Origin of the sequence: Microcoleus sp. M2_D5, assembly GCF_036701935.1 — a bacterium.
In the GTDB taxonomy this organism is placed as follows: Bacteria; Cyanobacteriota; Cyanobacteriia; order Cyanobacteriales; family Microcoleaceae; genus Microcoleus.
Window position 1 is genome coordinate 1 of the sequence record NZ_JAUBRP010000075.1, and the last position, 23,543, is coordinate 23,543.

Genomic DNA, 23,543 nt, shown 5'->3' on the forward strand with positions numbered 1-23,543 from the left:
CCGCCCGTCCGTTTTGGACGGGCGGGACGCCCATCCCACTTTCAAGAGTGGAAGTTATTTAATTCTCATTCCTTACTTAAATGCGGAGATACAATTTACGTTGCGCGAGTCCTGAAAAACGTTACAGTAAGAAACAACTCGGAAATTGTAAAGGTTTGCTTGAAAGTTCGGCTGATGGGAGATCGGGAGAACCAGTCAATTTCTAATTTAGGTGAAGTGGGGAGTGCCGGCGATCGCCATACTGCATCAGAAGCACTGTGGCTGCGCGATCGAGCCTTGGCAGCTAGTAGCTGCGGCATTGTCATTGCTGACGCCAATGCACCAGATTGTCCCATAATTTACTGCAATCCGGCCTTTGAACGGATGACTGGTTACTGCGCCAGTGACATCTTGGGGCGTAATTGCCGATTTTTGCAAGGCCCGGATACCGATCGAACTACTGTAGCTAAGATCCGCGAGGCCTTGCGCCAAGGTATAGAAATCCAGACAACAATCAAAAATTACCGCAAAGACGGCACTCCTTTTTGGAGCAAATTGTCGCTATCTCCCCTGCGAGACGACAACGCTAATTTGACTCATTTCGTAGGGATTCAGTCGGACTTGTCCGAACGCATCTGTGAAGTACACGAAGCATTGCAGCAAGCTAACGACCAACTGCAAACGATTTTGGAAGCTGTTCCGGGAACAGTATCTTGGATTAGCTCGGATTTGCGCTATTTGGGGGTTAACCAGCACTTAGCCAAACTGCATGGTTTGCCGCCGTCGGCTTTTGTCGGTCAAGATATTGGTTTTCTGGGCGCTAGCTCGGATTTTAACTCTTTTGTGGTGGAGTTTTTTGCCGGCGACGCTACGGAAGCGGTTAAAGAACTCAACGTTAAGGTACAAACCGACGGAGGAGAGTCGGAGGGATACTATTTGATTGTGGCTCAAAAGTACGATCGGGGCAAAGCAGCTTGTCTGGTCGGCATTGACATTACCGAGCGCAAGCGGGCAGAAGAAGCTCTGGTGCTGACTCGCAAGGCGGTGGAAAGTTCGAGTGACGCGATCGGCATCAGCGATGCCAACGGCACTCACATCTATCAAAATCAAGCGTTTTCTCAGCTATTTGAGTGGGACACGGCAGAGGAATTTAAACTCGCCGGAGGTATACCGGCAGTTTTTGCTGACCCCGCAGTGGCTAGGGAGGTACTCGACACGATCGCCCTGGGTTATTCTTGGTTTGGTGAAATTACTAACCGCACTAAAAGCGGTGAAACTTTGCAAGTGTTGCTGCGGGCCGATGCTATTAAAGACCCTACAGGGAAAATTGTCGGTCTGATTTACATGAATACCGATATTACCGATCGCAAGCGCACCGAACAAGAGCTGCGGCAAAGCGAGAAGCGCTTTCGATCGTTGATTGAAAATGCTAGAGACATTATTGTGATTCTCGACGATAAAGGCTTTTGCCGCTATGTATCTCCTTCCCTAGAGCGGATTTTGGGCTACCCGACGGCGGAAGTCCTGGGCCGGTCTATTTTTGACTTGATTCACCCTGACGAATTGCTGATAGTGGATCAAGTGTTCAAAGGTGTCATGCAAATGCCGAAAGTTAGCCTGGGAATGGCGGAATACCGAGTGCAGCACAAGGAGGGTTCCTGGTGCGTGTTGGAAGCGGTGGCGACGAATTTGCTCGAGGAACCTTCGGTGCGGGGAATTGTGGTCAACTGTCACGACGTGACTGAACGCAAGCTGGCTGAAGAACAATTGTTGCACGATGCTTTGCACGACGCGCTGACGGAGTTGCCCAACCGCGCTTTGTTGACTGACAGGTTGGGGCAAGCTTTTGCCCGCGCCCAACGGCATCCAACCTATCAGTTTGCGGTGCTGTTTCTGGATTTGGACAGGTTTAAGGTGATTAATGACAGTCAGGGACACCGCACGGGCGATCGGCTGTTGGTGGCTGTGGCTCGCCGTCTCTTGACTTGTTTGCGGCCCGGCGATACGGTGGCTCGTCTGGGGGGAGATGAGTTTGTGATTTTGCTGGAAGAAATTAAAGGTGTTGATGAGGCGATCGCCCAAGCAAAGGCAATTCTCAAAACGATCGAACGACCGCTTTATTTGGAAGGTAATAAAGTTTTAATTACTGCTAGCATCGGCATTGCTTTGAGTACCGACAAATATCAGTGGCCGGGAGATATTTTGCGCGATGCTGATATTGCGATGTACCGAGCCAAAGCTCTCGGTAAAGCTCGCTACGAAGTTTTTACCAGTGCGATGCACACTCAGGCTGTGGCTTTGATGCACTTGGAACACGACTTGCGGGAGTCTGTTGAAGAACTAAATTTGAAATATTCGATAGTGGATTTCGCCTGTGGGACGGCGGCGGAAAACTCGCCGATGAGTGAAATCGATCGGAAATTGGAGCGTCCGAAGTCGCAATTGCCTACTTTAAAATTGGAATGTCCTTTTACTGTTTATTATCAGCCGATCGTTTGTTTGAAAACTGGCTCTGTTATCGGATTTGAGGCGCTGGTGCGCTGGCTGCACCCGGAACGTGGTTTAGTTTCCCCGATGGAATTTATTGCGATGGCGGAGGAAACTGGGTTAATTATGCCTTTGGGTTTGTGGGTTTTGAACGAAAGCTGCCGCCAAATTATTCAGTGGCAGAGTTTGAATTTACCTGTGGGAAATTCGCGGCTGACTGTAGCAGTAAATCTCTCCGGGAGGCAGTTTTCAGAACCGGAATCCATCGAGCAAATTAAGCAAGTTTTGCAGGAAACGGGTGTTGATGCTCGCTGTTTGAAGTTGGAGATTACTGAGAGTGTGGTGATGGAAGATGGGGAAGCGGCGGCGGCGATGCTTTCGCAGTTGAGAGATTTGGGGATTGATTTGTGCATTGATGATTTTGGCACTGGTTATTCGTCTCTGAGTTATTTGCACAGGTTCCCGATTAATATTTTGAAGGTCGATCGCTCTTTTGTCAGTCGCATTGGGGAAATGGGCGAAAATTTGGAAATCGTGCGGGCGATCGTCATGCTGGCCCGCAGTTTGGGGATGGAGGTAGTGGCAGAAGGTGTCGAAACCGCCGTCCAATTGGCTCAAATGCGGTCGATCGGCTGCGAGTACGGTCAGGGGTACTTTTTCTCTAAACCTCTCGATAGTGAGGCAGCTACAGCCTTGTTGAGGCGATCGCCCAAATGGTGAACTGAACTAAATATTTAACCGGATCAAATTGCTTGATTGTCAATAAGGGCGATCGATCTTTTCGTACTCAATGCCTTGAGTGTTAAAATCAAAATTGAGTATAATAGAAAACTATCGAGATAGGTAAAAATATATGTCTCAATCTGTTGTGCCAGCAGTCGAAGAAAAACAGATCGATACTTCGCTGACATTAACTTTTGAAGAGTACAGAGTTTATCAAAGCAATGACGATGTACAATATGAATTGTACAAAGGCAAATTAATACCGATGGCAACGGCTAGCGCATTACATACAAGCATCTGCGAATTTTGGGTTTACAAATTGCAGCGTTACCTAGCTGAACATAATCTGGATTTAGTCGTAAAAACTTCTGTAGGAGTCAGAACAGAAGATGCGACATCGCGAATTCCCGATGTGGTTGTCTGCACAGAAAGCTTGTGGCAACAAGCTCTAGCAAGGCCTGGTTCCGGCATCTTAGACTTGAGCGAAACACCTTTATTTGTAGTAGAAGTAGTGAGCCAAGATCGGCGAGCAGATTATGTACTTAAACGAACAGAATACGAACAGGCTAGCGTGCCGGAATATGTGATTGTTGATCCGACACAAAACAGACAGCGGGTGCGAGTTATGGCATTTCCCGAAGGTGATGACGTTTATACACAGGTAGATTACTTGCCGGGTGAGGAAATGGTATCTGTAGTATTTCCCAATCTGAGATTATCAGTCAATGAAATTTTAGATCCCCCATTGGTAGAAGGGTTAATTAAGGCAGAACAAGCTCAATTGCAGAAAGCTGAAAGGTTGGCGGCGAGGTTGCGGGAATTGGGCGTAGATCCTGATGCTGTGTAGGAAATTGGATGAAGTACGCGCGAGCGAAGCTATCCCCCAGGGAATCGCCCTTGACGTATCTCAATCATCTAGCGGCAAATCGCGCAGGAAATAAAAGCGATCGCGCCCTAAATCCTCGCCTTTAATTCGCCCTAAGTAACCCGTCAAAGGTGAGGAAAGTTCTATTAAAATTTGGTGCATTTCTTCATATGTTAAAGGTTGGGGCGACATAGAAAAGGCATAAGCACCGTGAAGCTGATTAAATTCAACGCTTGTTGATTTTGTTCTTTCCAAAAAGTCTTTGACTAGCTGAACTATGTGCGATCGCACTTTAAGCTTTTCCCGCACCTCGTCAATATAGCGATTAACCTTAGCATCGGCTTCCTCACCAAACGGCTGTTGTTCCAAACAAGGTTTTAACTGTAATAAATCGATCGAACCTGGTTGCTTAGCTTTCAATTCAACTAATCTTTGCAATGTTTCCGGGCGAATTACATTCATTTTACTACCAATAGCTGCTTGATTAGCTGGATTAGTTAAAGGCCCAGCCGCCAAAATAATTTTAACCGATCGCTCGAACTTATCTTGACCCAAGTGAGTCAAGCCTAAATGAACCAATTGAGCGGTGACACTATTAGGTACACTTTCATGTTTGCTAGCTTTGCACTCTCCCGCTACTGGATAGGGAGTCTCGCAATAAAAGTCTAAACCACCAGCGCCGCCTGTTGATTCTGGATTGAGACTAGCTTTCGGATTGGTGTTAGAATTGGCAAAACCTAGCTTGATAAAACTTTTGCGGACTAACTTTTCAAATGTATTACCATCGCTAGAATTGCCAATTTGTGCGATCGCACTTATCCATGCTAAATCCGGGTCTGGTTGTGTTGTGGGTAATTTTTCCGACCAACCTAGAAACATTTTAATTTCTGCGTCTAGTTGTTTGGCTTTTGGGTTGGTGGTGGATAAATGCACTAATGCACTTTGCAACTCTTCCAATTCTGAATGTTCAGGAGGTTCTAGTTTTTCCAGTTGTTGACGGCGTTTGGCAAAGATAGACTCGCTCAACACTGGCGTTGAATCAGTAACAGTTAGGGATTTTGGCAAAGATACAAAATTGCCGCTGGGATGCACAGACATTTCCAGCGGCTGAGGTAGCAGATAAACGCGAAGATGAGTTAGAAAAATATTACGTCGTTGCAGGAGAGTTTGCTGTAATGCCTCTGTTGTCCAGACTGTTAACTGCGACACAGCCTCTAATGATTCTGGATCGTTTAGTATTTGACACCATTCGCATTTAGCCCAAGCTTTTATCAAAATCGTCTCAGAAGTTAACTGAGAAAATGAAGTTTTAGCAATTGGTAAAAAACTCGATCGGTAGTATTGCTGATGGGGGAGCAAATTAATCGAGATATTGGCTGGATATAGGGCAAATGACCTACCAGGCTCGATGAAAATTCGAGGCATGGCTGCAATCACTCGCCCTTCGATTAAGGCTTCCACATCTGGGGCAGGTAACTGCAAAGCCGTATCAACAAAAACAGAATAACTCATCCACTTATTGACCTAATAATTTATCAAGTGCTTCGTCGAGGTTGTTAATTTCCGTTGTATCAGGCAGGAAGGTATTTTCAGCCATACTTTCTTCATCCAGTTCAGCCATCTCACATCCATCCAGTTCAGCCATCTCACATTTCTCAAGCAACTCATCAGGAATCTGACCCCACTGAGCGCTAAGCAACCCATCAGGAATCTGACCCGACGGAGCGCTAAGAATTTCATTAATTAAATAATTTTCTTGGGTAAGATTTTTATGAACAATAAACTGCTGTATTTGCTCTTCTGTTACCTCGTAATCTTCGCGAGCCTTGTTGACAAAATAAATGGCTAATAAAGGCTTGATATCTTCACTTGTGAGTTTGACAAATTCTCCACCTAGTTCTGGAGAAAGAAGTTGGTCTAAACACTGTTTGCCTACAGTATTCGACTTAACATCTGTAGAACGAACTAAACAACCACGAGTCATATCAAACTTTTGATACTGAATTAACCGCTTTAATGCCGCGGTCACAAATTTTGCTCGCGATTCTTGAACTACTGCTACTACTATCTTGACAGACCGTCCATTTTCTTTACCTCGAATTCTAAAGTGGAGATAACCTCTGTCTGCCGCTCTAGTTTTTACTTTTTCAATCTCCTCAACTTGCACTTCTTCCAAAATCTCGCCTTTTACTGAAAGGAAGCCAAAATATAGAGCCTCGGCTAAAATATCGCTATCGTCAAAATATTTCTCTATTGTTGTCTCAAGTGCATTTAGTTCCTTGTTAAATGCAAGTTCAACTTGATGGAGTGGATCTGCTGCTGTTGGCGGTTGAGGCTCACCAGGCACTTTCCAATTCTTAGCACACTCCTCTAAAACCTTTCTGACAATTAACTTTTCTTTGCCCAGTTCTCTCAGTTCAGCTTCATCAAAAGGATAAACGGAATAAGGTGGAATTAAACTTTTACTGTCATAAAATTCTTGGAGCCATTGAGAAACTAGAGTCACTACATCATCAGCATTGAGATACTTTAAATCAAAAATCTTTTCACCCATTCTAGCTGTGACTGACTCTGCCTGCGGTAATGCTCTAATGTTAAACCAAGTTTCATCAAACATAGCTGTCATTAAGACACCTCGTTTTATTTTACCGTACAGGTCTTTTACTAAGAGTGCGACGACCTGCGCCCTGTTGAAACCAGCTTCATTCCGATCTACACTCTCTAACTCATCAAAGCCAATTACTAGAGTTCTGTAATCACCGATTAAGTCTAAAATTTGGCAAACAGTCTGCAATGCTTCGCCTTCTTTATCCTCTTCTGTAGAATTTGGTAAACCCATTGCATCAGCTTGTCCCTGTGCCAAGGCTTTTCCAGACAGCCAGTTGGTTGCAAAGCTCACTTTATCTGAAGAAAGTGTCCACAGAATAGCCTGGATCAAATAAGGATTTTCGATGTTTGACTTGACTTGAAGCACTTTTTCAGTTAAGCGATCGACTAATTTAGGATTTTTAGCCAATGCCCCCGAAAATTGCTTGACTAAATTTTGAGGTATGTGATTTTTTCCTAATGCCTCATTTATCAAAGCAGTTGCTAATTCTTGCCACTGCATTACGCCTTCGTTACCAATCTGTTTCAGGCTTAAAGACAAAGTGTTTAGAAAGTTAGCGTTGACTCGGTTTAAGTTTCCATAGTCTACGTCGCTCATATAAACAAAGAAAGAACCACCTTCTTCTAGAAGGCGGGTGCGAATCCGACTCATTAAGTGGCTTTTTCCTAGACCTTTTTCAGCTCTGATCGTGATACCACTAACTGTGCGATACCCGGCACGAATTTGCTCGATTGCTTGAAAAACACCATCAGAGGCATGAGCATTGATAGAAGGAACATCAGGAAAACTTGGCTTCCATATATCATTGCTCCTGACTATTAACGATCTGTCAAAAGGGTTTTGACTTGAAATAGCTTGATCGAGATATGCGATTGAGGAGTGAAAGTCATTCATCGTTTTGTGTGAGTGTGAAGATAAAGGAGCGAATGCACTACTAACTCAAATTAATTAGGTTAAACGCTTGACATAGCAGCGCAAACCGTTCACTTTTGTAGTGATAGAATCTTCGATTTTGTCGGGGGCGCTGTCTTCTACACTGCCGCCTATTAGCTGAAAAATATCCTTAGCCTGCATTTCCAACAGCCACTCATTGAACTCCGATCGCCCTACCCTTTCCCCGATCGCCCGACGCATCCGATAAATCGGCACTAAATCGTCTAAGTTATAATCCCGGTTCAAGCTGTCATACACATCGATCGCCACAGCCTTAAAATCTTCATAGGATGCGATCGTCCCTACATCCCCCTTCGCTTTCTCAACCCGAACACTTGCCGCACCATCCTGATGCCGAATCCACTTCAACAAAGAATTTCCCAGCCGAGTACCAATTTGAGAACCATCAAACTCAAACAGAGAATCCTTACTTTTCAAGCCTTCCGCTAAAACTTCTTTCCCCTTCGCCGTCAATTCCACCAGCGTCACCCGATTTACCAGCGAATACTCGATCGCCCCAGTCGCCTGTAACTCGCCCAGCACTTCCACATATCTCTGACTCGTCTCATTAGTCCGCACAATCCGCTTAGTCAACTCCCCCTTTTTCACCTTCATCTTCCCGCCGCTCAAATCCCACAAATTCAGCAGTACCCGAACTTTCGCCTTCGCATCCCACACCGCTTGCTCTTCCGGTGTCAAAGTTATAGGCACCGCAACTTCACTTTTCTCAGACATATCCATACCTTTAAATACTTGTTTTTACTTTTAAATTTTACCAGAAACCTTGCTGAGAAACATTTAAACTTTTCCGCAAGCACGCGGGCGAACCTGCGAATAACTTATGCTTATTTCATTGTTAAATAATTTTGTCACTCATCACCACAGTAAAATTCGATTACCAAAAAGATGAGGATTGACTAAAAACTTGTGAATTGATAAAATAAAATGTTTGATACATTATCGCAGTTCAAATTCTCTGCACCAAATGCGATCGAAACATTTTTAAGCACAGCTCGCTAGGCTCTAGCAACCTCAACAAATGTAGCGCTCCCAACCGCACCTAATAACCCGGAAACTAGCCTAACTGCGACTTTAGTTCAATGCTCGATTCTGCCTTTAGAAAGACGAATGCAACCTAAACATCTTGTTACATTGCAATGGCAATCAAAACATTGAACAACAATTTACCCATGAAAACTATTCCAGACCAAATTTCCAACATCAAAGACAAACTTCCCGACTTTACTCCCACCCCTCCCGGTTTAAAAGCTCAAGCATCTAGCCACGACCTCAAAGCCCGTTTAGATTGGGGCGAACCCGGACTCACAATCATCGACGCTCGTGATTTTGAAAGCTTCACCAAAAGCCACATTACCGGCGCGGTAATGATGCCAATGGACGAATTAGTTGAGCGCGCACAATCGAGTTTAGAACCCATCCGCGACATCTACATCTACGGCGAAAACGACCAACAAACCGCCGAAGCTGCCAATCTTCTCCGCGCAGCAGGCTTTCAAAAAGTAGCCGAACTCAAAGGCGGAATTCCTGCTTGGAAAGCCATTGACGGCCCCATCGACGGCGCTGCCGAACACGATACTCCCGGCCCCGACGCTTACAACGTTTTCTCTCGCTTGCAACACCACGCAGAAGCGCAGAAAATCAACAAATAATCACACCGAATACCTAGATACCCGACTTATTGAAGAAGTTGGGTATCTAACCAAATAATTTGTTTGTAGTAAGGAATCGAGCTCTCTCTTAAAGCTTGCAGTCACTAAGCACTAAAGTCCTTACTACAAACTTAATTGCGATCGTATAACCGGACTAGATATTAACACTCGCGAACCCAAAAAGTGCTTTAACAGGCTACTTATAGCGTAAAGTGAACAATGCACATCCTACATAAACAAGTGTGTGTATCCAACACTCGTTAACACTCTTTCCTCGCGTCCAAAAAGGCTTTGACTTCCCTTAAAACTTGCCGATTCCCATCAAAAGTAATCAGCTTAACAGCATCCTCAAAGGAACTCCAGGCCGAATTTTGAACTTCCTCTACTTGCAACTGAACTTCCATTGAATTTACAAAAGCCAAAAAGTAAGTAACAGTCTTTTCAATTGATTCTCCTTCCTTCGCAGAGGAATAATGTTGCACAGAACTAGGCTTCCCTTCCTTAACAAAGGAATAACGTTCCACAAAACTAGGCTCCTCAAGCACTTCACAATCGCGGATGCCAGTTTCTTCCTCCAACTCCCGCTTCGCCGTTTCTAGGGCCGATTCTCCCTGATTCGCGTGACCTTTAGGAAACGCCCAATGTCCCGCTTGATGTTGAATCAATAAAAACAAAATATCAGTTTCAGTCGCAAAAACTGGCACAATGCCAAAAGCTTCATCTTTCATCTTTTTACTGACACGATTTTACATATCAAAACTAATATTACCACCCCAACCGAGTCGGCTGTTCATAAACGCGCTTCAAAGTATTGACATCCCTAGCCGAAATAGGCGGAGGATTTCTCACATGAGAAAAATAAAGCACATCAGTTTCCATCAAACTGTGGCCCCAAATTCCCAAAGCGTGACCCAACTCGTGCCGCGCCGTCGCCGGAATATACTTACCCACTTGAGTCGGATTCAAATAAACCGAAAACCGATGAGATAAGACAGTTTTATCGCCATCGCGACGGGCATACAATTCATAGGTAGCCTCTCCAGAACGCGATCGCAAAACCCCTTGACGCAAAGGCGGAGCCCGACGTAAAATCCTAATATCAGCCACCTCCGAACTATCCACCACTTCCAAAGGCAAATAAACCCCCCATTCCCGCACCACATCCAACACAGCCGCCACCCATTCTTCAGACTTATTAGCATCAACTGGACGCTCAACATAAACCTGAATCGGAAACTTCGACCACAGCAAATGACCGAAACTCGGTGGCTTAACCTGGTCAAAATAATCACCGCTATCAGTGGAATCTTGCCAATTAGCCAGCGTTGGCGGCAAAGGATGAACCTGTGGAGGCGGAAAACTATTGGGGAGAGAAGAAAGACTTGCAGCCGGAGTATTAACCTGACTAAAAATTATTAGGCTAAAACAACATAAAGCCAATCCCAAACCAGCCAGCAATCGAGGTTTTACCGTAACTTTCCACAACCGCATTCTTGCAACCGCAGATAGACGAAAATAAACGCAGATGAACTTGATATTATCTGCGTCTATCTGCGTTCATCTGCGGTTAAAAATCCAAATCTTATAACTTAGGCGCCAACCAACCAGCACTCAAAATCACAGTCAAACCCATAAAAACAATAGACAGACCCCAAGTAATCCGGTTCAGACTTGTTTCTGCACTCTTGGCGCTGGTAAACAATTGAGCTTGTCCGCCAATTCCTCCAATACCATCGCCTTTAGGACTGTGCAGCAACACAAAAATCACAAGTCCTAAAGCAGACAAAGACCAGATAACTTGTAACACAGAAACAATATCCATAATCAGGGGTAATTGGTAATTAGTAATCGGTAATCAATCATCATATCAAATTCGGTCGATCGCGCACAAACTCGCTTAGGGGCACGGCAGTACCCATTGTTGTCAATTAAGCTGTTAGTCCGCCAGTCCGCCAGGGAATGAATTCCCTGTCTAATAGCCCAAGTCCTCGCTATGAGGACTCATGAGTTTAAAAATTTTTCTTCTCAGTCCTCTTGAGAGGACTTTCGCTATGAGGCAGGGGTTTCAACCCCTGTCGGACTATGGGTTATACCTTAATTTGACAACAATGGACACGGCGCCGTGTCCCCACCTTTAGCGAGATTTCGGCCAGCCTTGCTACAAGCGGACTCGTACCGGAGTGCGATTGGCGCGAACTTCAAACTCAGCCGATCGTATCATAGAGCGTCCAGTCATCTCCGGGGGCTGAGGCAACCTCAACAGCTCCAGAATCGTCGGCGCAATATCCGCCAAACAACCATCCGCCCTCAGAGGAACATCCGTTCCGTGACCCGGAATCTTCCGACCTTCGCCTTCTACCAGAATAAACGGCACGGGGTTAGTAGTGTGAGCCGTCCAGGGATTTCCGTCCTCATCAAACATCTGCTCAGCATTTCCGTGATCCGCAATAATAATTGCCGTTCCCCCAGCTTTACTAATGGCGCTCAACAGCCGCCCCAAACATTTATCCACAGTTTCGATCGCAATTATCGTCGCATCCATCATCCCCGTATGACCAACCATATCCGGGTTAGCGTAGTTAATCACCATAAACGAATAGATGCCTTTTTCCAAAGCCGTCACCACCCCATCCGTCACCAAATCCGCCGACATCTGGGGCGCCTCATCGTAAGTCGCCACCATCGGGCTCTGCACCAACTCCCGGTGTTCCCCGATAAAAGGCTCTTCGAGACCCCCATTAAAAAAATAAGTCACATGAGCGTACTTTTCAGTTTCCGCCGTCCGCAACTGCTGCAAACCGTGCTTAGAAATCACCTCGCCCAGAATATTGTTCAAATTCTGCGGTTCAAAAGCCACCATTACCGAGAGTTTCGGGTCGTACTGAGTAAAAGTCGCAAACGCCAGCGGCTCAATTAACTGCCGTTCAAACCCCTTAAAATCGGGAGATACAAAAGCCTGAGTCAATTCTCTAGCCCTGTCCGGGCGAAAATTGAAGAAAATTAGCCCATCCCCGGATGCCACGGCTCCCCGCGCAATTCGAGTCGGAACTGCAAACTCGTCGGTCACTCCTTCAGCATAAGAGGCCTGCAACACATCCACAGCCGATCGACCGTCAGGAGCACCTTCAGTCGTCATCACCTCGTAAGCGCGCTGCACCCGATCCCAGCGCTTGTCCCTGTCCATCGCGTAGTAGCGGCCGCTGATGGTCGCAATCCGACCCACCCCGACCTCTGCGATATAACTTTCAATCTTGCCTAGAGCTTCGACACCCTCTTTCGGAGTAGTATCGCGACCGTCTGTAATGGCGTGAATGCAAACCTCAGAAATTCCCCGTGCCTTTGCTAATTGCAGCAAACCCTTAATATGACTGAGATGGGAATGAACTCCACCTTCAGAACAAAGACCAGTCAGGTGCAGCTTGCCGCCCGCGGCGCGGACTTTCTCGCAAAGCTCAACCAGCGCTTGATTGTTGAGCAAAGAACCGTCTTCGACGGCATCCGAGATCCGCACCAACTCTTGAGGAACGACGCGGCCCGCGCCCAGATTCAAGTGACCAACCTCTGAGTTACCCATTTGCCCGTGTGGCAGCCCTACCGCCCGACCCGAGGTTTTAATCAGAGTTCTAGGATAAGCGGCCCAGAGACTGTCCATCACGGGTGTTTTTGCAGTAGCGATCGCATTTCCGTCTTTTTCTTCACGATAACCCCAGCCGTCTAGAATAATCAGCACTACAGGAGATACAGACGCTTGTGCCATGCGAATACCTTATTTACAATAGTTAATTTCTCGATCGTCATGATTTCCGATTTTGCGGAACATCTGCCGCTAATCAGTTTACATATTTTCTAGGCTCCGGCTGAACACAGCCCACCAAAATTCCCTCAGCCACAGCATTTTGGGAACTAATCTCGACCTGCTTTGGGAATTGTTTAATTGATTGCCTTGGCTTGTACTGTGAATCGTTGTCGGAGACTGTTACCGATCTCACCAACAGCAGCCGTGCTTTTGTGGCCGGATTTCACGGATAGTTTAACCGTCGGTGGCTCTTGAAACACTAAGAACCATACCACACTTGGTTGCATTTTGCTACCGCCTCAACCAATAAATTTAAAAGCCTGGACCGGGTTGCGAATAACTGTAAAGGACACGAGTTGAGCAAAAATCGGTTTCCGACTCAGCTCGCTCTCAGCGGACATAAAATTATACAACATCTTTTTTAATTTTGACATCGTAATTGCCAAAGAAATCGTGGCCGAGCAGACCTATTGGCATTTGTTTGGCGATCGCCACTTCGACATTTTGGATCGCAGCACCCCCAACCCGAATCGATCGCACCACGCCGATCGGGAACTCGACAACGCTACCGTAAGCGATCCCCGCTCTGATGGTACGCACCGGCCTCACTCGCGCGTGCAGTAGCCATCCGCTGAGAAATCAAAGTGCCGCTCGCCCCGGTATCGAGAATCACCTCAAAAGTCTTGTTGCCGTTAAATACCACATCAATCACCGGCGTCCCGCCAGCGCGGCGCTTGATTTTAGCTTGAAATACCTGTGGATTCCGTCATGAAAGACTTACCCAAAACTACCCATAATTAGACAGTTTGGTGCTTACTTCCTGCTTCATCCAGAACTGTCGGCAGCACTCTGTCCACAGGCATTCCACGGTCTAACTGACCGCTGTTTCCAAATTCATGGAAGCGTTTAAATCTCGGTATGTCGAACAACGACCGCCACTGATATCCTAACCCGCTCCCAAAAACCGATCGCCCGATCCCCAGATCGGAATCATCAGGAAAACTTGGCAATTTTCAAGCGATCGCATAACATCGAACACAGATAAACTTATAAACGGCAACAGCCTGTAATTGCAGAGCCTTGTTGCATATCTTGAAATTAAGCATTTGGGGGCGATCGGCAATGCACAAACTTTTATATTTTGCAACTATAGGACTACTAGCTTTCTCGATCGGAGGATGCGGTGGCGAGGGCAGCAACACAGGCAGCCCCAGCCCCAGCCCCAGTGCAGCCTCTCCGTCTCCGGCCGCCTCTGCCAGCCCCACCCCAGCAGCTCAGGCTTTCCCGTCGCCAGTAGTAGCGGCTCAGCCTCCTGGGTTAATTCGATCGACCAACCCCGACGAACGAGCGAGACAGGCTCAAACAAATATCAGCGACAACAATGACAGGAATCCCACGCTTCCGCTTCAGCCGGTGCCCCAAGGCCCTGTGACAGCTAATCCTTCTGGGTTAGATCCCTTTGGGCCGCTGCCGCCGATCGTATTACAAATCCCTCCAGGAGCCAACGGAGCGGGTGGGACAACATCAGAACTCCCCAAACTGCCACAGCGACAAGTGGCAGTGCTACCCGAACTTCCCGAGTTATTGGCTCCGCCCCCAATTAACAGGCCTAATCAGACGGTTGCTCTCACCAGCCCACCCAGGGGCGATCGAGCCGGCACTCAGCAAGTACCAGGTAGAGCGCGAGGCTCTTTACTTCCCGGAGGTGATGGGGGGCAAATTGGCTCGCCTCCCATAGTTCCAGGGGGAACTCCTCCTCGGTTAGGTGGCGGTGGCGGTGGCAGAAATGGTTCCTTACCCGGAGGCACCGGGGGACAAATTGGCTCGCCACCCCAAGTTCCGGGGCTAAATGCTCCTCGGTTAGGTGGCGGTGGCAGAAATGGTTCTTTACCCGGAGGCACCGGGGCGCAAATTGGCTCGCCGCCCCAAGTTCCGGGGTTAAATGCTCCTCAGTTAGGTCGTACTCGTACATCCCCGCCTGGACTCGAACCCATTGCAGCCAGACCCATAGGAGTGCCGGATCTGCCGGAACTGCCAGTAGACAAGCGCCCCCCCCAATGGAGAGACCCCAATGCCAGGGCAAGAATAGGTACTGGCACCCGTCCTCCTGGAACTACTGGACCAATAGCAAGTAGACCCCAAGATGCGCGGAATCCGCAGCCTCGCCGTCCAGCACCCCCGCGCCCGCCCCAACCAATAGCAGCGAGACCCATAGGAGTGCCGGATCTGCCGGAACTGCCAGTAGACAAGCGCCCGCCCCAGTGGGTAGACCCAAATCCGCCTCCACCTCCCGTCATCCCAGTAGTTCCGCCACCGCCTTCTACTGACCTCGCTACAGGCACTGAAGTCAGCGGGGTGGTAAAAGTCGGGAACGAGACGCAAGTGATTGTCAAAGTACCGAATGAACCAACTAGCCGATATGTCAAAGTCGGGCAGCGGTTGTCTAACGGGCAAGTGTTGGTGAAGCGGGTCGATCTCAAGCAAGGAGCCGATCCGATCGTGATTCTGGAGGAAAACGGCGTTGAGGTAGCCAAAGGTGTTGGCGAAAAACCCGCAAGTCGCCAACCACAACCGGCAAATGCAGTTATTAGCCGTCTCCCAAATCCGAATAGCTCAGCGCGACGCTGACAATTGACAGTAAAGCAGGAAAAATGCTAAAGGCAAAAACTCTAATTTTTGCCTTTTTGCATTTAGGGCAGATATCGAACCTGAAGGTAAAATTAGTAAAGGGATTAAAAAATAGAGGACTTTTCAGCGAGTATTAGCTTCTAGAAAATCCATATTAGTAATTGAAGTTAAAGGAGATCGATCGTGCTCAGTTCAATTCAAAAATTAGGGATGGTGATATTAGTTGCTTCTTGTACCGGCAGCGCCACTAATCTCTTGAATCCCCAGCCATCAATAGCTCAACCAGCACCAGAAGAAGGAAAACGCTCTCCCTTCTGCCAGGGAAACCCTCCTACCGGAAGAGTAAAATGCAATTACGAGGGAGGCGATAACTACGAGGGAAACTTCGTCAACGGCCTGCCCGACGGCACTGGAGTCTACGTGTACGCTAATGGCGATCGCTACGAAGGAAATTTTCGGAATGGAGTGCCAAACGGTAGAGGGACATTCATTTTTAAAGATGATGCCCGCTACACAGGCGTGTTCCAAGACGGCACAATGAGATCTGGGACGGTCGTTTTCCCCAACGGCGAGCGCTACGTGGGAGACTTCGCAGTCGTCAGGAACGTTCAGACTGATGCCATTAGCAGCCAACCATCAGGGCGGGGTCAATTTTTTTATACCAATGGCGATCGCTATGAAGGACAATTCTTTGCAGGCTCACCCTTTGGCCCTGGGGTATTGGTGCGGGTAGACGGCACTCGCTGTTCCGGCAGATTTTTTAATCAAGAACTAGACGCTAGTGTCACCTGCACTTTCCCTAACGGGACGCGCTATGAAGGAGAATTGCGAAAGGGAGTGCCTCACGGTGTCGGGACGATGATCGATGCTAGAGGTAGGCGCTTTCCGGGGGTATTTCGCAACGGCAAGCCCGGAGTTTCGTAAAGGATAAATGATTGAGGTTTTCAGCCAACTTTTGACAACAAATGGGACAAAAGACAAAGGACAGAAGCAGATAATATCTAACAGCGCACAGGAGAAAGTTGATTGATGATTTCCCGTTCTTGGACCAGTAGAATCGCTTTATTAGTTGCATCAGTGTTGGAAATTGGTAGTTGCGCGACTTATCCCTTGCCCTCAATGGCGCAAGGAACAGAAGCTAAAACCGGTCGCTGCGTGCCAGCTATCGCTACAGGTAGAGTTAGGTGCGATTATGACAGCGGTGATAGCTACATCGGACAGTTCGTTAACGGTTTGCCCAGCGGCACTGGGGTATACATATATTCCAACGGCGATCGCTATGAGGGGCAGTTCCGTCTGGGCAAACCAAATGGCCGAGGACAATTTATATTTAAGGACGACGCCCGCGTCGAGGGTATATTCCGAGATGGCAAAGTTAGTTCCGGCACAGCTATTTTTACTAATGGCGATCGCTATGTGGGGTCGTTTTCTCTCGATCAAAAAGTAGGCGTGCCCACGGGACAAGGGCAATTCATTTTTGCCAATGGCGATCGCTTTGTGGGTCAATTTTTAGGGGGGAAGCCTTTAGGTACGGGAGCGTTCACCCGCGCTGACGGCAGTCGGTGTTCGGGACAGTTCTATACTCAAGAACTTGATGGCAGGGGTAACTGTTCGTTCTCCAACGGTATCCGCTATGAGGGAGAGTTACGCAAGGGATTGCCTCACGGCAAAGGCACAATTATCGATACCAGAGGCCGGCGAATTCCGGGAGTATTTCGCGACGGGCAGCGGCTAGAGCAATAAACGGGGAATAAGTGCGATCTATTAGTAAGGGCAGGTTGATGGCTAATGTTTTTTGCACAAAACCTGCCATTGCTAGGGTTTAAAGTCAAAACTATTGATAATGTATGACCGGCTTTTTCTCAACCGAATTGCTAATGTTAAATATCCACTTAATCGAGTTAAGGGAGGCGTTTTGATATGACAACTACTGCTTCTGCTTCCGGGCGCACCGGCCAGTTTCCCTTCGACTTTGCCCCGCAGCGGACTCAAGATGCTGATTTGTTGCGACAACTCAATTTTGTGCCCGGTTTGAAGGAAGTCTTGACTTTGCGCCAAGTTCATGCTTTGGAACACGCTACGGTTTGGGTACTAAGCCAATCGTTTGGTGCGACGACAGCAAGAACCGATAATGAGTTATTGGGCGGGATGTCCACAGACCAAGGGTTTTTTCTTTATGGCCACGTTAACATCGCACAGTTGCGTCAGGCAGTGCGCGAGGCTTTGCAGCGGATTGCCAGCGGAGAGTGGGATTTAGCTGTACATCCCCGCTGCGGCACGAATTTGTCGGTGGCAATGCTGCTAACGGCAGGACTTGCTGTTGGCATCAATTTAGCCCTGCCTCGCGGGCCCATTCTGCAACTGTTCGGTTTGGGTGCAGCGGCTGCGGCTGCGGCTCAGTTAGCCCCTGATGTGGGAGCTCTGGCTCAGCGGTACGTGACAACTGCTATTCCGTTTAATTTGAGTGTGGTTGATATTACTGTAAGTCACGACTTCTGGGGACGCGAAGCTCATTTTGTGCGGGTGCGTTGGGTTGAATAGTTGCACAGTATCAAGGGCGATCGATATATCTAACTCATCTGCGTTAATCTGTGTTTATCTGCCTGTATCTGCGGTCAAAAAAATATAATTTTGCAACCGCAGATGACAATGGATAAACGCGGATTCACGCAGATGAAGAGCATAGATATCTGAATAATTCCACTCCTAACAGATTTGATATAACTAATAACAATTAACTCGTGAATTCTGGGTCATCGAAGATCCTAAATGCGATCGGGATCTACTCCTAATTCTCGCAACCTCGCCGCCAATCTTTCAGCCCGTTGACCCTGCTCATCAGCTTGCTGCTCAAGTTCCTGGAACCGAGCTTGTTCTGCTTTAATCAACCCTTCAACTAATGGCGGAGACAGTATTTCATTCAATGATAAAGTCAGATTAGGAAATACTACAGACACCATTTGTTGCCCCGGCACAAAATCTGTTTGTGTATAGATGTCTTCACCTTCAAGAAAGGCTAAAACTCGCACCAGTTCTTTGTTAGGTGTAGGGTCAACAATTACATATTCAGGTACGTTAGCTAATTCGTACTCAGCTCGTTTAATCACATAATCGGCGCGCCGATTTTGACTCACTACTTCTATGACTAACAGGGGCTTTTCCTCAAAATCGAGGATACCTGCACCGGGTCTAGCAGCAGCTTGTTCCAAAAGACTTTGAGTGCAAACAACTACATCAGGAATCCGAGAGGTATCTTCTTCTGTTCTCACTCCCAAGCCGGTTTTTGCTACTAAGTCAAGATTGTTTTCAGCTAGGTAACGCTGCAATTTGTAAACTAAATATTCGCAAATTTTGATATGTAAAACTGTTGCGGTTGGCATCGGCATTAATTTGCCTTTGTACAGTTCATATTGTAGAGCGGAATCAGTTTGATAAAATCGGTATTCTTCAAAGGTCAAGGTGGGTGAAGTATCAATTTGCTTTGATTCAACAACTGGCACTACAGATTGAGACATATCTTTTCACCGATGTCGATATAATTCTATTATATTCAATCTGCCTCGCTCTGCGTGCATCTGCGGTTAAAAATTCCCAATTATCGATCGCACTTGCCGCCAGAATTGTCAGAGAATAGTGTAAAATCAACTTTGCGATCGCCCCGACAACTCGACCTCACCCTTCCTTACACCATCCGAGTTCCTATGTCAATCAAAAAGATTCTTTCCATAGCGCTGTTAATTTTCATCCCCATTTCCATCGCCGCTGAGTATTTGCACTGGGGTTCCCTGGCAGTTTTCATCACATCCGCTTTAGGCATTATACCTCTGGCGATTTGGTTGAGCACAGCAACAGAAGAAGTGGCGATCGTTACAGGCCCCTCCATAGGCGGCTTATTAAATGCCGTCTTCGGCAATGCTACGGAATTAATTATTGCCATAGTTGCCCTGAAAGCTGGCTTAATTGACATTGTGAAAGCCAGCATCACCGGCACAATTATCAGCAACTTGCTATTAGTTATGGGATTGTCCATGCTGCTAGGAGGAATCCGCTACAAAGAACAAGAATTTAAGCCAGTCATCGCGCGGGTGAACGGTTCCACAATGACTTTAGCGGTGATTGCAATTCTGCTGCCGACAATGGTAATTTATACCTCCAATGGAGTCGATCCCTCAGCCATTCAGAATCTTTCCTTAATAACTGCGATCGTCCTAATTGCAGTTTACGCTCTAACTCTGTTATTTTCATTAAAAACCCACAGCTATCTTTACGATGTTGGCTTAGTAGAACTAGAGTCAGAAAATTCTCAAAATACCAAAGAGGAATCTACTACACACAAACCGAATTTGTGGCTGTGGATTGGAGTGCTAGTTGCCTCAACTGTTGCCGTTGCTTTTGAATCAGAAATTTTCGTGGGTGTTGTCGAAGAAACTACCAAAGGATTGGGATTGACGCCGCTGTTTACAGGGGTAATTCTGTTGCCGATTGTTGGCGGCGCCGCCGAATATGTAACTGCGGTAGGAGTGGCGATGAAAAACAATATGGATTTGTCAGTTTCTGTCGCGATGGGTTCGAGTTTGCTAGTTGCTTTGCTGGTAGCACCGGTGTTGGTGATTATCGGATTAGTGATTCATCAGCCGATGGATTTAAACTTTAATCCGTTTGAAGTAGTTGCAGTTGCCATTGCAGTAACAATTGCCAATCTAATTAGTCTCGACGGGCGCTCTAATTGGCTCGAAGGAGTGCTGCTTTTAGCAACATATATCGTGTTAGGAGCAGCATTTTACTTTCACCCCATTACTTGATTTCTCGTTGAACAGGCCGGAGTGCCTGTTCCACAAAAACTCAATTTTCTTAACTGGTTCCTAGGCTGTGCCTGGGAACCGATGTAAGCGAGGATCTGCCTCGTTTTTTTCCATGAAAATTGGAGGCAGAGCCTCCTGATATGCGTTACCAGGCACAGCCTGGTAACGAGTAATAACTTATCTTGTTTCTGGTTTGTTATTCCTCTTTGTCTTCTGGCCTTAATTAAATAAAATAATTTTTGGACAGAAAGTAGTTAGGGACAGCGACACTGTTGAACAGGAAAACACTCTCGTCTGCAACTTCTTTTTTTGCCTTTACTGTCGCGACAATCAGAAGTATCCCGACATTCTACCTTATCTTGACAAATTTGCTGGCGGGGAAAAGTACCTAAGTTTTGTATAGAAACTTCAGCCGTAAGCGCACCCTGTTCTATAACTCGGTCATTTTCTTTAATTTCATAGAGAAACTTATTTTCTCCCTCTAAAACCGAAAAAGTTCTTGTTTTGTGACTGTTACCCAACTTAAATCCAAAATCCTCGGAAAACTCACCTTTGTTGTAACCTCTGTCTGTGTAGGGATAGGGGTTAGTTTCCATGCCATCAGTCACATTTTTAATCATCACCCTTCTGTTAGGGCCGGGAGGAGTTTTGCTGGAGACAAATCGAGCGCTTTGCGAATCAGGGGAGAAGACTGTACCGGCACACGGCCCTACATATTCAGTGCGCTTAAATTGAATCAAATTAATATTAAAAGCGTTTTCATTTTTGACCCTAAATTGTGCTTCGCTAGTCGGCTGGGCGCTGACTGTGAAAGCTGCTAGAATCAAAAAAAATGCCCCCATCAAAATAGTGAGGAATTTGATTTGTGGCCTCCCCATAACAAATCTGGCGTGTTCCATCTCTCTCTACCTCTCAGGTGAATAGATAGCATTTTGTTTAGAAGTTATTTTAACTTGAGAGCTGATGTGTTGTCAAAGTAGCTCGAATAGGTTTCTAGTGAGGGCTGGAGTCTTAGACGCTGAGTTTCCAAAGGAAGGACGGAAGTTATGACTGTGAACTTTTTAGAGTCAGGAATGAAGTCCTGATTACTGAGATGTTGCACTATTGTCAATAAGCCTGTTATGAACGGGCATCTTGCCCGTTCCACAAAGAGTTAATTTTCTTGTGGAACAGGCATCTTGCCTGTTAAGAGAGAATCGTGCAACATCTCAGGAGTACGAACTTAACTACCAAGTTACTCGATCGCGCCATCTCTCTAAAATCTTGTCCCCAACTCCCTGTACCCGTGCCACATCCTCCAAAGAGGTAAAAGCTTGCTGTTTCCGCGCTGCAATAATTCTCTCGGCTAACTTCGGGCCAACCCCCGGCAAAGTTTCTAATTCTTCCTGACTCGCTGCATTCAAATTAACTAACTTTTTACCCGCAGCAATTTGAGGTTGAGCATCCGCAGGTTTTGATGCTGCTTGTAGTGAATCGCACTCTTTTTTCTTAGCGTCAATTCTCTGTTTAATTCGGGCGGGAATTCCCAAAATTGCACCTTTGTAAAGCCGATCGAACTCCCGCTCAAAATGGGCTGCAACTGTGGGACTCTCGATCGCCAGCAGCGCCTCGTCATTCCCGTGATTTGCCGCCTCACTCCAGTTGTGAGAACCTGTAAGCACCGTTTTGCCGTCTACAACGCCGAATTTGTGGTGCAGGCGATCGCCCATCGGTAACAGCGGCACTCCCACCGCAGTCAGCGGCTTTCTCCAAGGGCGATTGTCAGTTTCTAACTTGCAATCTTGCATCAAAGTCGCCCCCATCATATCCAAACCTTCACTGTAAGGGCGATAAATAAAATTAGAGTCAATTAAAGCTCGCACCGCAACTCCCCGGCTAGCTTGAATTTCCAAAGTATTTGACAACCGCTGAGCCGAAAATACAAACAGTGCCAAATCAACCGACTTTTTCGCACTACCCAAAGTTCGATTTATCAAACTGTTAACACTTTTTTCCCAAGGCAAAGTCTGGGAAGTCGGCGAAAATTGCACCGCCACTGTCGAATTGCCTACTCTTACTTTTTGCACTTGACGAAAGGGCTTTTTGATGCCAAACTTGCTGTCCGGTTTGCCTCCCGGCCCGTCGCCCCACATGATGTTAAATTCTTGAGTAAATAGTTGCGCTACTTGAGCATTTTCAATTTTCAGCAAATTGTTCGCATTGCCGCGACTTGCTGGTGTCTTGAAATCGCCGTGTATATCGCTTGTGGTAAAATTAGCAGAAGTGACGATTACGGTCTTGCCGTCAATTACCACAAATTTGTGGTGCATCAAACCGCTGCCTTTACTGCCGTCAGCAGTATCGTCAATTACAGGAATTCCAGCATCTTTGACAATTACCAAAGCATCGTTTTGCTTGATTTCATCTGCAGTCAATTTACCGTCTTTATTCGTATCGGCAAGTTGCACAAATTCGGTATAACGATCGCGCTCTCTTTCCGGTAATTTCGCTAGTTCCTGGGCTGTAAAATCGCTCCAAGGACGACTATAGATATGTTCGACAATTAATCTCACTTTAATTCCCGATCGCCCTCGTTCGGCCAAAACTCTGGCAATACCGGGCAATCGAAACTCCTGAACTGCTACATCTACCGTCGATCTAGCACTAGCGACCGCCACAGCGATCGAGTTTTCCAAATCATCTCCCGGTCTAGTTTGCTGGCGGTAAGGCTCTGTATAACTCGAAGCGATCGACTGATTGAAGTATACTTGCAACAAGGGGTCTTGAGGCAATGGAGCCAGACTGAGAGGTAAATTCTGCACGTCTTGCTTTGTTTGTCCGCAGCCCGCCAGATTGATCGCCACCAGCCCAGCACAACAGAAACCGAGTAAATGATAATACAACACAGCCACAAAATTATAGAAAATATAGAGGTTATTAGCCGAACCACAGTTCAAAGCTATGGGATCGAGTAAAGTTACAACCTATTAAATTTATGAAAGGGAATAGATTTTGCGTCTTGTAGAACTGCCTCGATGCCGGAAGCATCACTCGTAGGGTAGCAGCATTCAGG

21 protein-coding genes are annotated in these 23,543 nt (G+C 46.8%); 8 read left to right on the forward strand and 13 right to left on the reverse strand.

Going from position 1 to position 23,543, the window contains the following annotated elements; translation table 11 throughout:
• Window positions 1-111: 111 nt before the first annotated feature.
• Window positions 112-3,186, forward strand: coding sequence for an EAL domain-containing protein (locus tag QUA50_RS23985; protein ID WP_445243848.1), 3,075 nt, complete (start codon window positions 112-114; stop codon window positions 3,184-3,186).
• 133 nt (window positions 3,187-3,319) lie between these two features.
• The gene (locus tag QUA50_RS23990; RefSeq protein ID WP_333263717.1) at window positions 3,320-4,036 is read left to right on the forward strand and encodes a Uma2 family endonuclease; all 717 of its coding nucleotides are present in this window, start codon (window positions 3,320-3,322) and stop codon (window positions 4,034-4,036) included.
• 60 nt (window positions 4,037-4,096) lie between these two features.
• On the opposite strand, the gene QUA50_RS23995 is transcribed toward QUA50_RS23990, so the two are convergent.
• From QUA50_RS23995 to QUA50_RS24005, 3 genes are read right to left on the reverse strand one after another with little or no spacing between them, the layout of a single operon-like run.
• Window positions 4,097-5,566, reverse strand: a complete 1,470-nt coding sequence (locus tag QUA50_RS23995) for a DUF1802 family protein (protein ID WP_333263720.1) — start codon at window positions 5,564-5,566, stop codon at window positions 4,097-4,099.
• A 4-nt stretch (window positions 5,567-5,570) separates the two neighbouring features.
• Window positions 5,571-7,556 (reverse strand): hypothetical protein, encoded by a 1,986-nt coding sequence (locus tag QUA50_RS24000; protein WP_333262356.1) that lies wholly within the window; start codon window positions 7,554-7,556, stop codon window positions 5,571-5,573.
• A 54-nt stretch (window positions 7,557-7,610) separates the two neighbouring features.
• Entirely contained in the window at window positions 7,611-8,330 is a 720-nt protein-coding gene (locus tag QUA50_RS24005; protein WP_333262359.1) for a hypothetical protein, read from the reverse strand.
• A gap of 455 nt (window positions 8,331-8,785) precedes the next feature.
• On the opposite strand from QUA50_RS24005, the gene QUA50_RS24010 reads away from it, so the two are divergent.
• Window positions 8,786-9,265 (forward strand): rhodanese-like domain-containing protein, encoded by a 480-nt coding sequence (locus QUA50_RS24010; protein ID WP_333057623.1) that lies wholly within the window; start codon window positions 8,786-8,788, stop codon window positions 9,263-9,265.
• A 260-nt stretch (window positions 9,266-9,525) separates the two neighbouring features.
• Here QUA50_RS24010 and QUA50_RS24015 read toward each other — a convergent pair whose 3' ends face one another.
• The 7 genes from QUA50_RS24015 to QUA50_RS24045 all read right to left on the reverse strand — a co-directional run bounded on the left by QUA50_RS24015 (window position 9,526) and on the right by QUA50_RS24045 (window position 14,071).
• Window positions 9,526-9,993: an NUDIX domain-containing protein gene (locus QUA50_RS24015; protein WP_333263726.1), complete on the reverse strand. Its 468-nt coding sequence runs from the start codon at window positions 9,991-9,993 to the stop codon at window positions 9,526-9,528.
• 37 nt (window positions 9,994-10,030) lie between these two features.
• Window positions 10,031-10,756 carry a peptidase gene (locus QUA50_RS24020; protein ID WP_333263728.1) on the reverse strand — a complete coding sequence of 242 codons (726 nt, stop codon included), beginning with the start codon at window positions 10,754-10,756 and terminating at the stop codon, window positions 10,031-10,033.
• Window positions 10,757-10,847: 91 nt separating this feature from the next.
• On the reverse strand, window positions 10,848-11,087 hold the full coding sequence (gene secG / locus QUA50_RS24025; protein ID WP_333263731.1) for a preprotein translocase subunit SecG: 240 nt from the start codon (window positions 11,085-11,087) through the stop codon (window positions 10,848-10,850).
• A gap of 336 nt (window positions 11,088-11,423) precedes the next feature.
• Window positions 11,424-13,022 carry a 2,3-bisphosphoglycerate-independent phosphoglycerate mutase gene (gene gpmI / locus QUA50_RS24030; protein ID WP_333263733.1) on the reverse strand — a complete coding sequence of 533 codons (1,599 nt, stop codon included), beginning with the start codon at window positions 13,020-13,022 and terminating at the stop codon, window positions 11,424-11,426.
• 444 nt (window positions 13,023-13,466) lie between these two features.
• Window positions 13,467-13,661, reverse strand: coding sequence for an aspartyl protease family protein (locus QUA50_RS24035; RefSeq protein ID WP_333263736.1), 195 nt, complete (start codon window positions 13,659-13,661; stop codon window positions 13,467-13,469).
• A complete protein-coding gene (locus QUA50_RS24040) occupies window positions 13,627-13,773 on the reverse strand; it encodes a retroviral-like aspartic protease family protein (protein ID WP_333263738.1) in 147 nt (48 codons plus the stop codon). The genes QUA50_RS24035 and QUA50_RS24040 overlap by 35 nt, the downstream gene beginning before the upstream one ends.
• An 85-nt stretch (window positions 13,774-13,858) precedes the next feature.
• On the reverse strand, window positions 13,859-14,071 hold the full coding sequence (locus tag QUA50_RS24045) for a hypothetical protein (protein WP_333263740.1): 213 nt from the start codon (window positions 14,069-14,071) through the stop codon (window positions 13,859-13,861).
• Window positions 14,072-14,183: 112 nt separating this feature from the next.
• Between QUA50_RS24045 and QUA50_RS24050 the strand changes: the two genes are divergently transcribed.
• From QUA50_RS24050 to QUA50_RS24065, 4 genes are all read left to right on the forward strand, one after another.
• The gene (locus tag QUA50_RS24050) at window positions 14,184-15,689 is read left to right on the forward strand and encodes a hypothetical protein (protein ID WP_333263743.1); all 1,506 of its coding nucleotides are present in this window, start codon (window positions 14,184-14,186) and stop codon (window positions 15,687-15,689) included.
• Between the two features lie 183 nt (window positions 15,690-15,872).
• Entirely contained in the window at window positions 15,873-16,613 is a 741-nt protein-coding gene (locus QUA50_RS24055) for an MORN motif-containing protein (protein WP_333263746.1), read from the forward strand.
• Between the two features lie 105 nt (window positions 16,614-16,718).
• The gene (locus tag QUA50_RS24060; protein WP_333263748.1) at window positions 16,719-17,432 is read left to right on the forward strand and encodes an MORN motif-containing protein; all 714 of its coding nucleotides are present in this window, start codon (window positions 16,719-16,721) and stop codon (window positions 17,430-17,432) included.
• Window positions 17,433-17,609: 177 nt separating this feature from the next.
• Window positions 17,610-18,230 (forward strand): DUF6391 domain-containing protein, encoded by a 621-nt coding sequence (locus QUA50_RS24065; RefSeq protein ID WP_333263751.1) that lies wholly within the window; start codon window positions 17,610-17,612, stop codon window positions 18,228-18,230.
• A 224-nt stretch (window positions 18,231-18,454) separates the two neighbouring features.
• On the opposite strand, the gene QUA50_RS24070 is transcribed toward QUA50_RS24065, so the two are convergent.
• A complete protein-coding gene (locus QUA50_RS24070; RefSeq protein WP_333263754.1) occupies window positions 18,455-19,204 on the reverse strand; it encodes a Uma2 family endonuclease in 750 nt (249 codons plus the stop codon).
• Between the two features lie 186 nt (window positions 19,205-19,390).
• Between QUA50_RS24070 and cax the strand changes: the two genes are divergently transcribed.
• Window positions 19,391-20,491 (forward strand): calcium/proton exchanger, encoded by a 1,101-nt coding sequence (gene cax / locus QUA50_RS24075; RefSeq protein WP_333263784.1) that lies wholly within the window; start codon window positions 19,391-19,393, stop codon window positions 20,489-20,491.
• 254 nt (window positions 20,492-20,745) lie between these two features.
• Here cax and QUA50_RS24080 read toward each other — a convergent pair whose 3' ends face one another.
• Together QUA50_RS24080 and QUA50_RS24085 are read right to left on the reverse strand one after the other, a co-directional pair.
• Window positions 20,746-21,390 (reverse strand): hypothetical protein, encoded by a 645-nt coding sequence (locus QUA50_RS24080; protein ID WP_333298413.1) that lies wholly within the window; start codon window positions 21,388-21,390, stop codon window positions 20,746-20,748.
• Between the two features lie 327 nt (window positions 21,391-21,717).
• Entirely contained in the window at window positions 21,718-23,382 is a 1,665-nt protein-coding gene (locus QUA50_RS24085) for a DUF655 domain-containing protein (protein ID WP_333263759.1), read from the reverse strand.
• Between the last annotated feature and the right edge of the window lie 161 nt (window positions 23,383-23,543).

Excerpts from the sequence above, each read along its gene's own strand:
- cax (WP_333263784.1), top strand. The coding sequence starts at position 19,391 with ATGTCAATCAAAAAGATTCTTTCCATAGCGCTGTTAATTTTCATCCCC.
- QUA50_RS23995 (WP_333263720.1), bottom strand. The coding sequence starts at position 5,566 with ATGAGTTATTCTGTTTTTGTTGATACGGCTTTGCAGTTACCTGCCCCA.
- QUA50_RS24070 (WP_333263754.1), bottom strand. The coding sequence starts at position 19,204 with ATGTCTCAATCTGTAGTGCCAGTTGTTGAATCAAAGCAAATTGATACT.
- QUA50_RS24005 (WP_333262359.1), bottom strand. The coding sequence starts at position 8,330 with ATGTCTGAGAAAAGTGAAGTTGCGGTGCCTATAACTTTGACACCGGAA.
- QUA50_RS24010 (WP_333057623.1), top strand. The coding sequence starts at position 8,786 with ATGAAAACTATTCCAGACCAAATTTCCAACATCAAAGACAAACTTCCC.
- QUA50_RS24065 (WP_333263751.1), top strand. The coding sequence starts at position 17,610 with ATGACAACTACTGCTTCTGCTTCCGGGCGCACCGGCCAGTTTCCCTTC.
- secG (WP_333263731.1), bottom strand. The coding sequence starts at position 11,087 with ATGGATATTGTTTCTGTGTTACAAGTTATCTGGTCTTTGTCTGCTTTA.
- QUA50_RS23990 (WP_333263717.1), top strand. The coding sequence starts at position 3,320 with ATGTCTCAATCTGTTGTGCCAGCAGTCGAAGAAAAACAGATCGATACT.
- QUA50_RS24050 (WP_333263743.1), top strand. The coding sequence starts at position 14,184 with ATGCACAAACTTTTATATTTTGCAACTATAGGACTACTAGCTTTCTCG.
- QUA50_RS24020 (WP_333263728.1), bottom strand. The coding sequence starts at position 10,756 with ATGCGGTTGTGGAAAGTTACGGTAAAACCTCGATTGCTGGCTGGTTTG.
- gpmI (WP_333263733.1), bottom strand. The coding sequence starts at position 13,022 with ATGGCACAAGCGTCTGTATCTCCTGTAGTGCTGATTATTCTAGACGGC.
- QUA50_RS24080 (WP_333298413.1), bottom strand. The coding sequence starts at position 21,390 with ATGGAACACGCCAGATTTGTTATGGGGAGGCCACAAATCAAATTCCTC.
- QUA50_RS24015 (WP_333263726.1), bottom strand. The coding sequence starts at position 9,993 with ATGAAAGATGAAGCTTTTGGCATTGTGCCAGTTTTTGCGACTGAAACT.
- QUA50_RS24000 (WP_333262356.1), bottom strand. The coding sequence starts at position 7,556 with ATGAATGACTTTCACTCCTCAATCGCATATCTCGATCAAGCTATTTCA.
- QUA50_RS24060 (WP_333263748.1), top strand. The coding sequence starts at position 16,719 with ATGATTTCCCGTTCTTGGACCAGTAGAATCGCTTTATTAGTTGCATCA.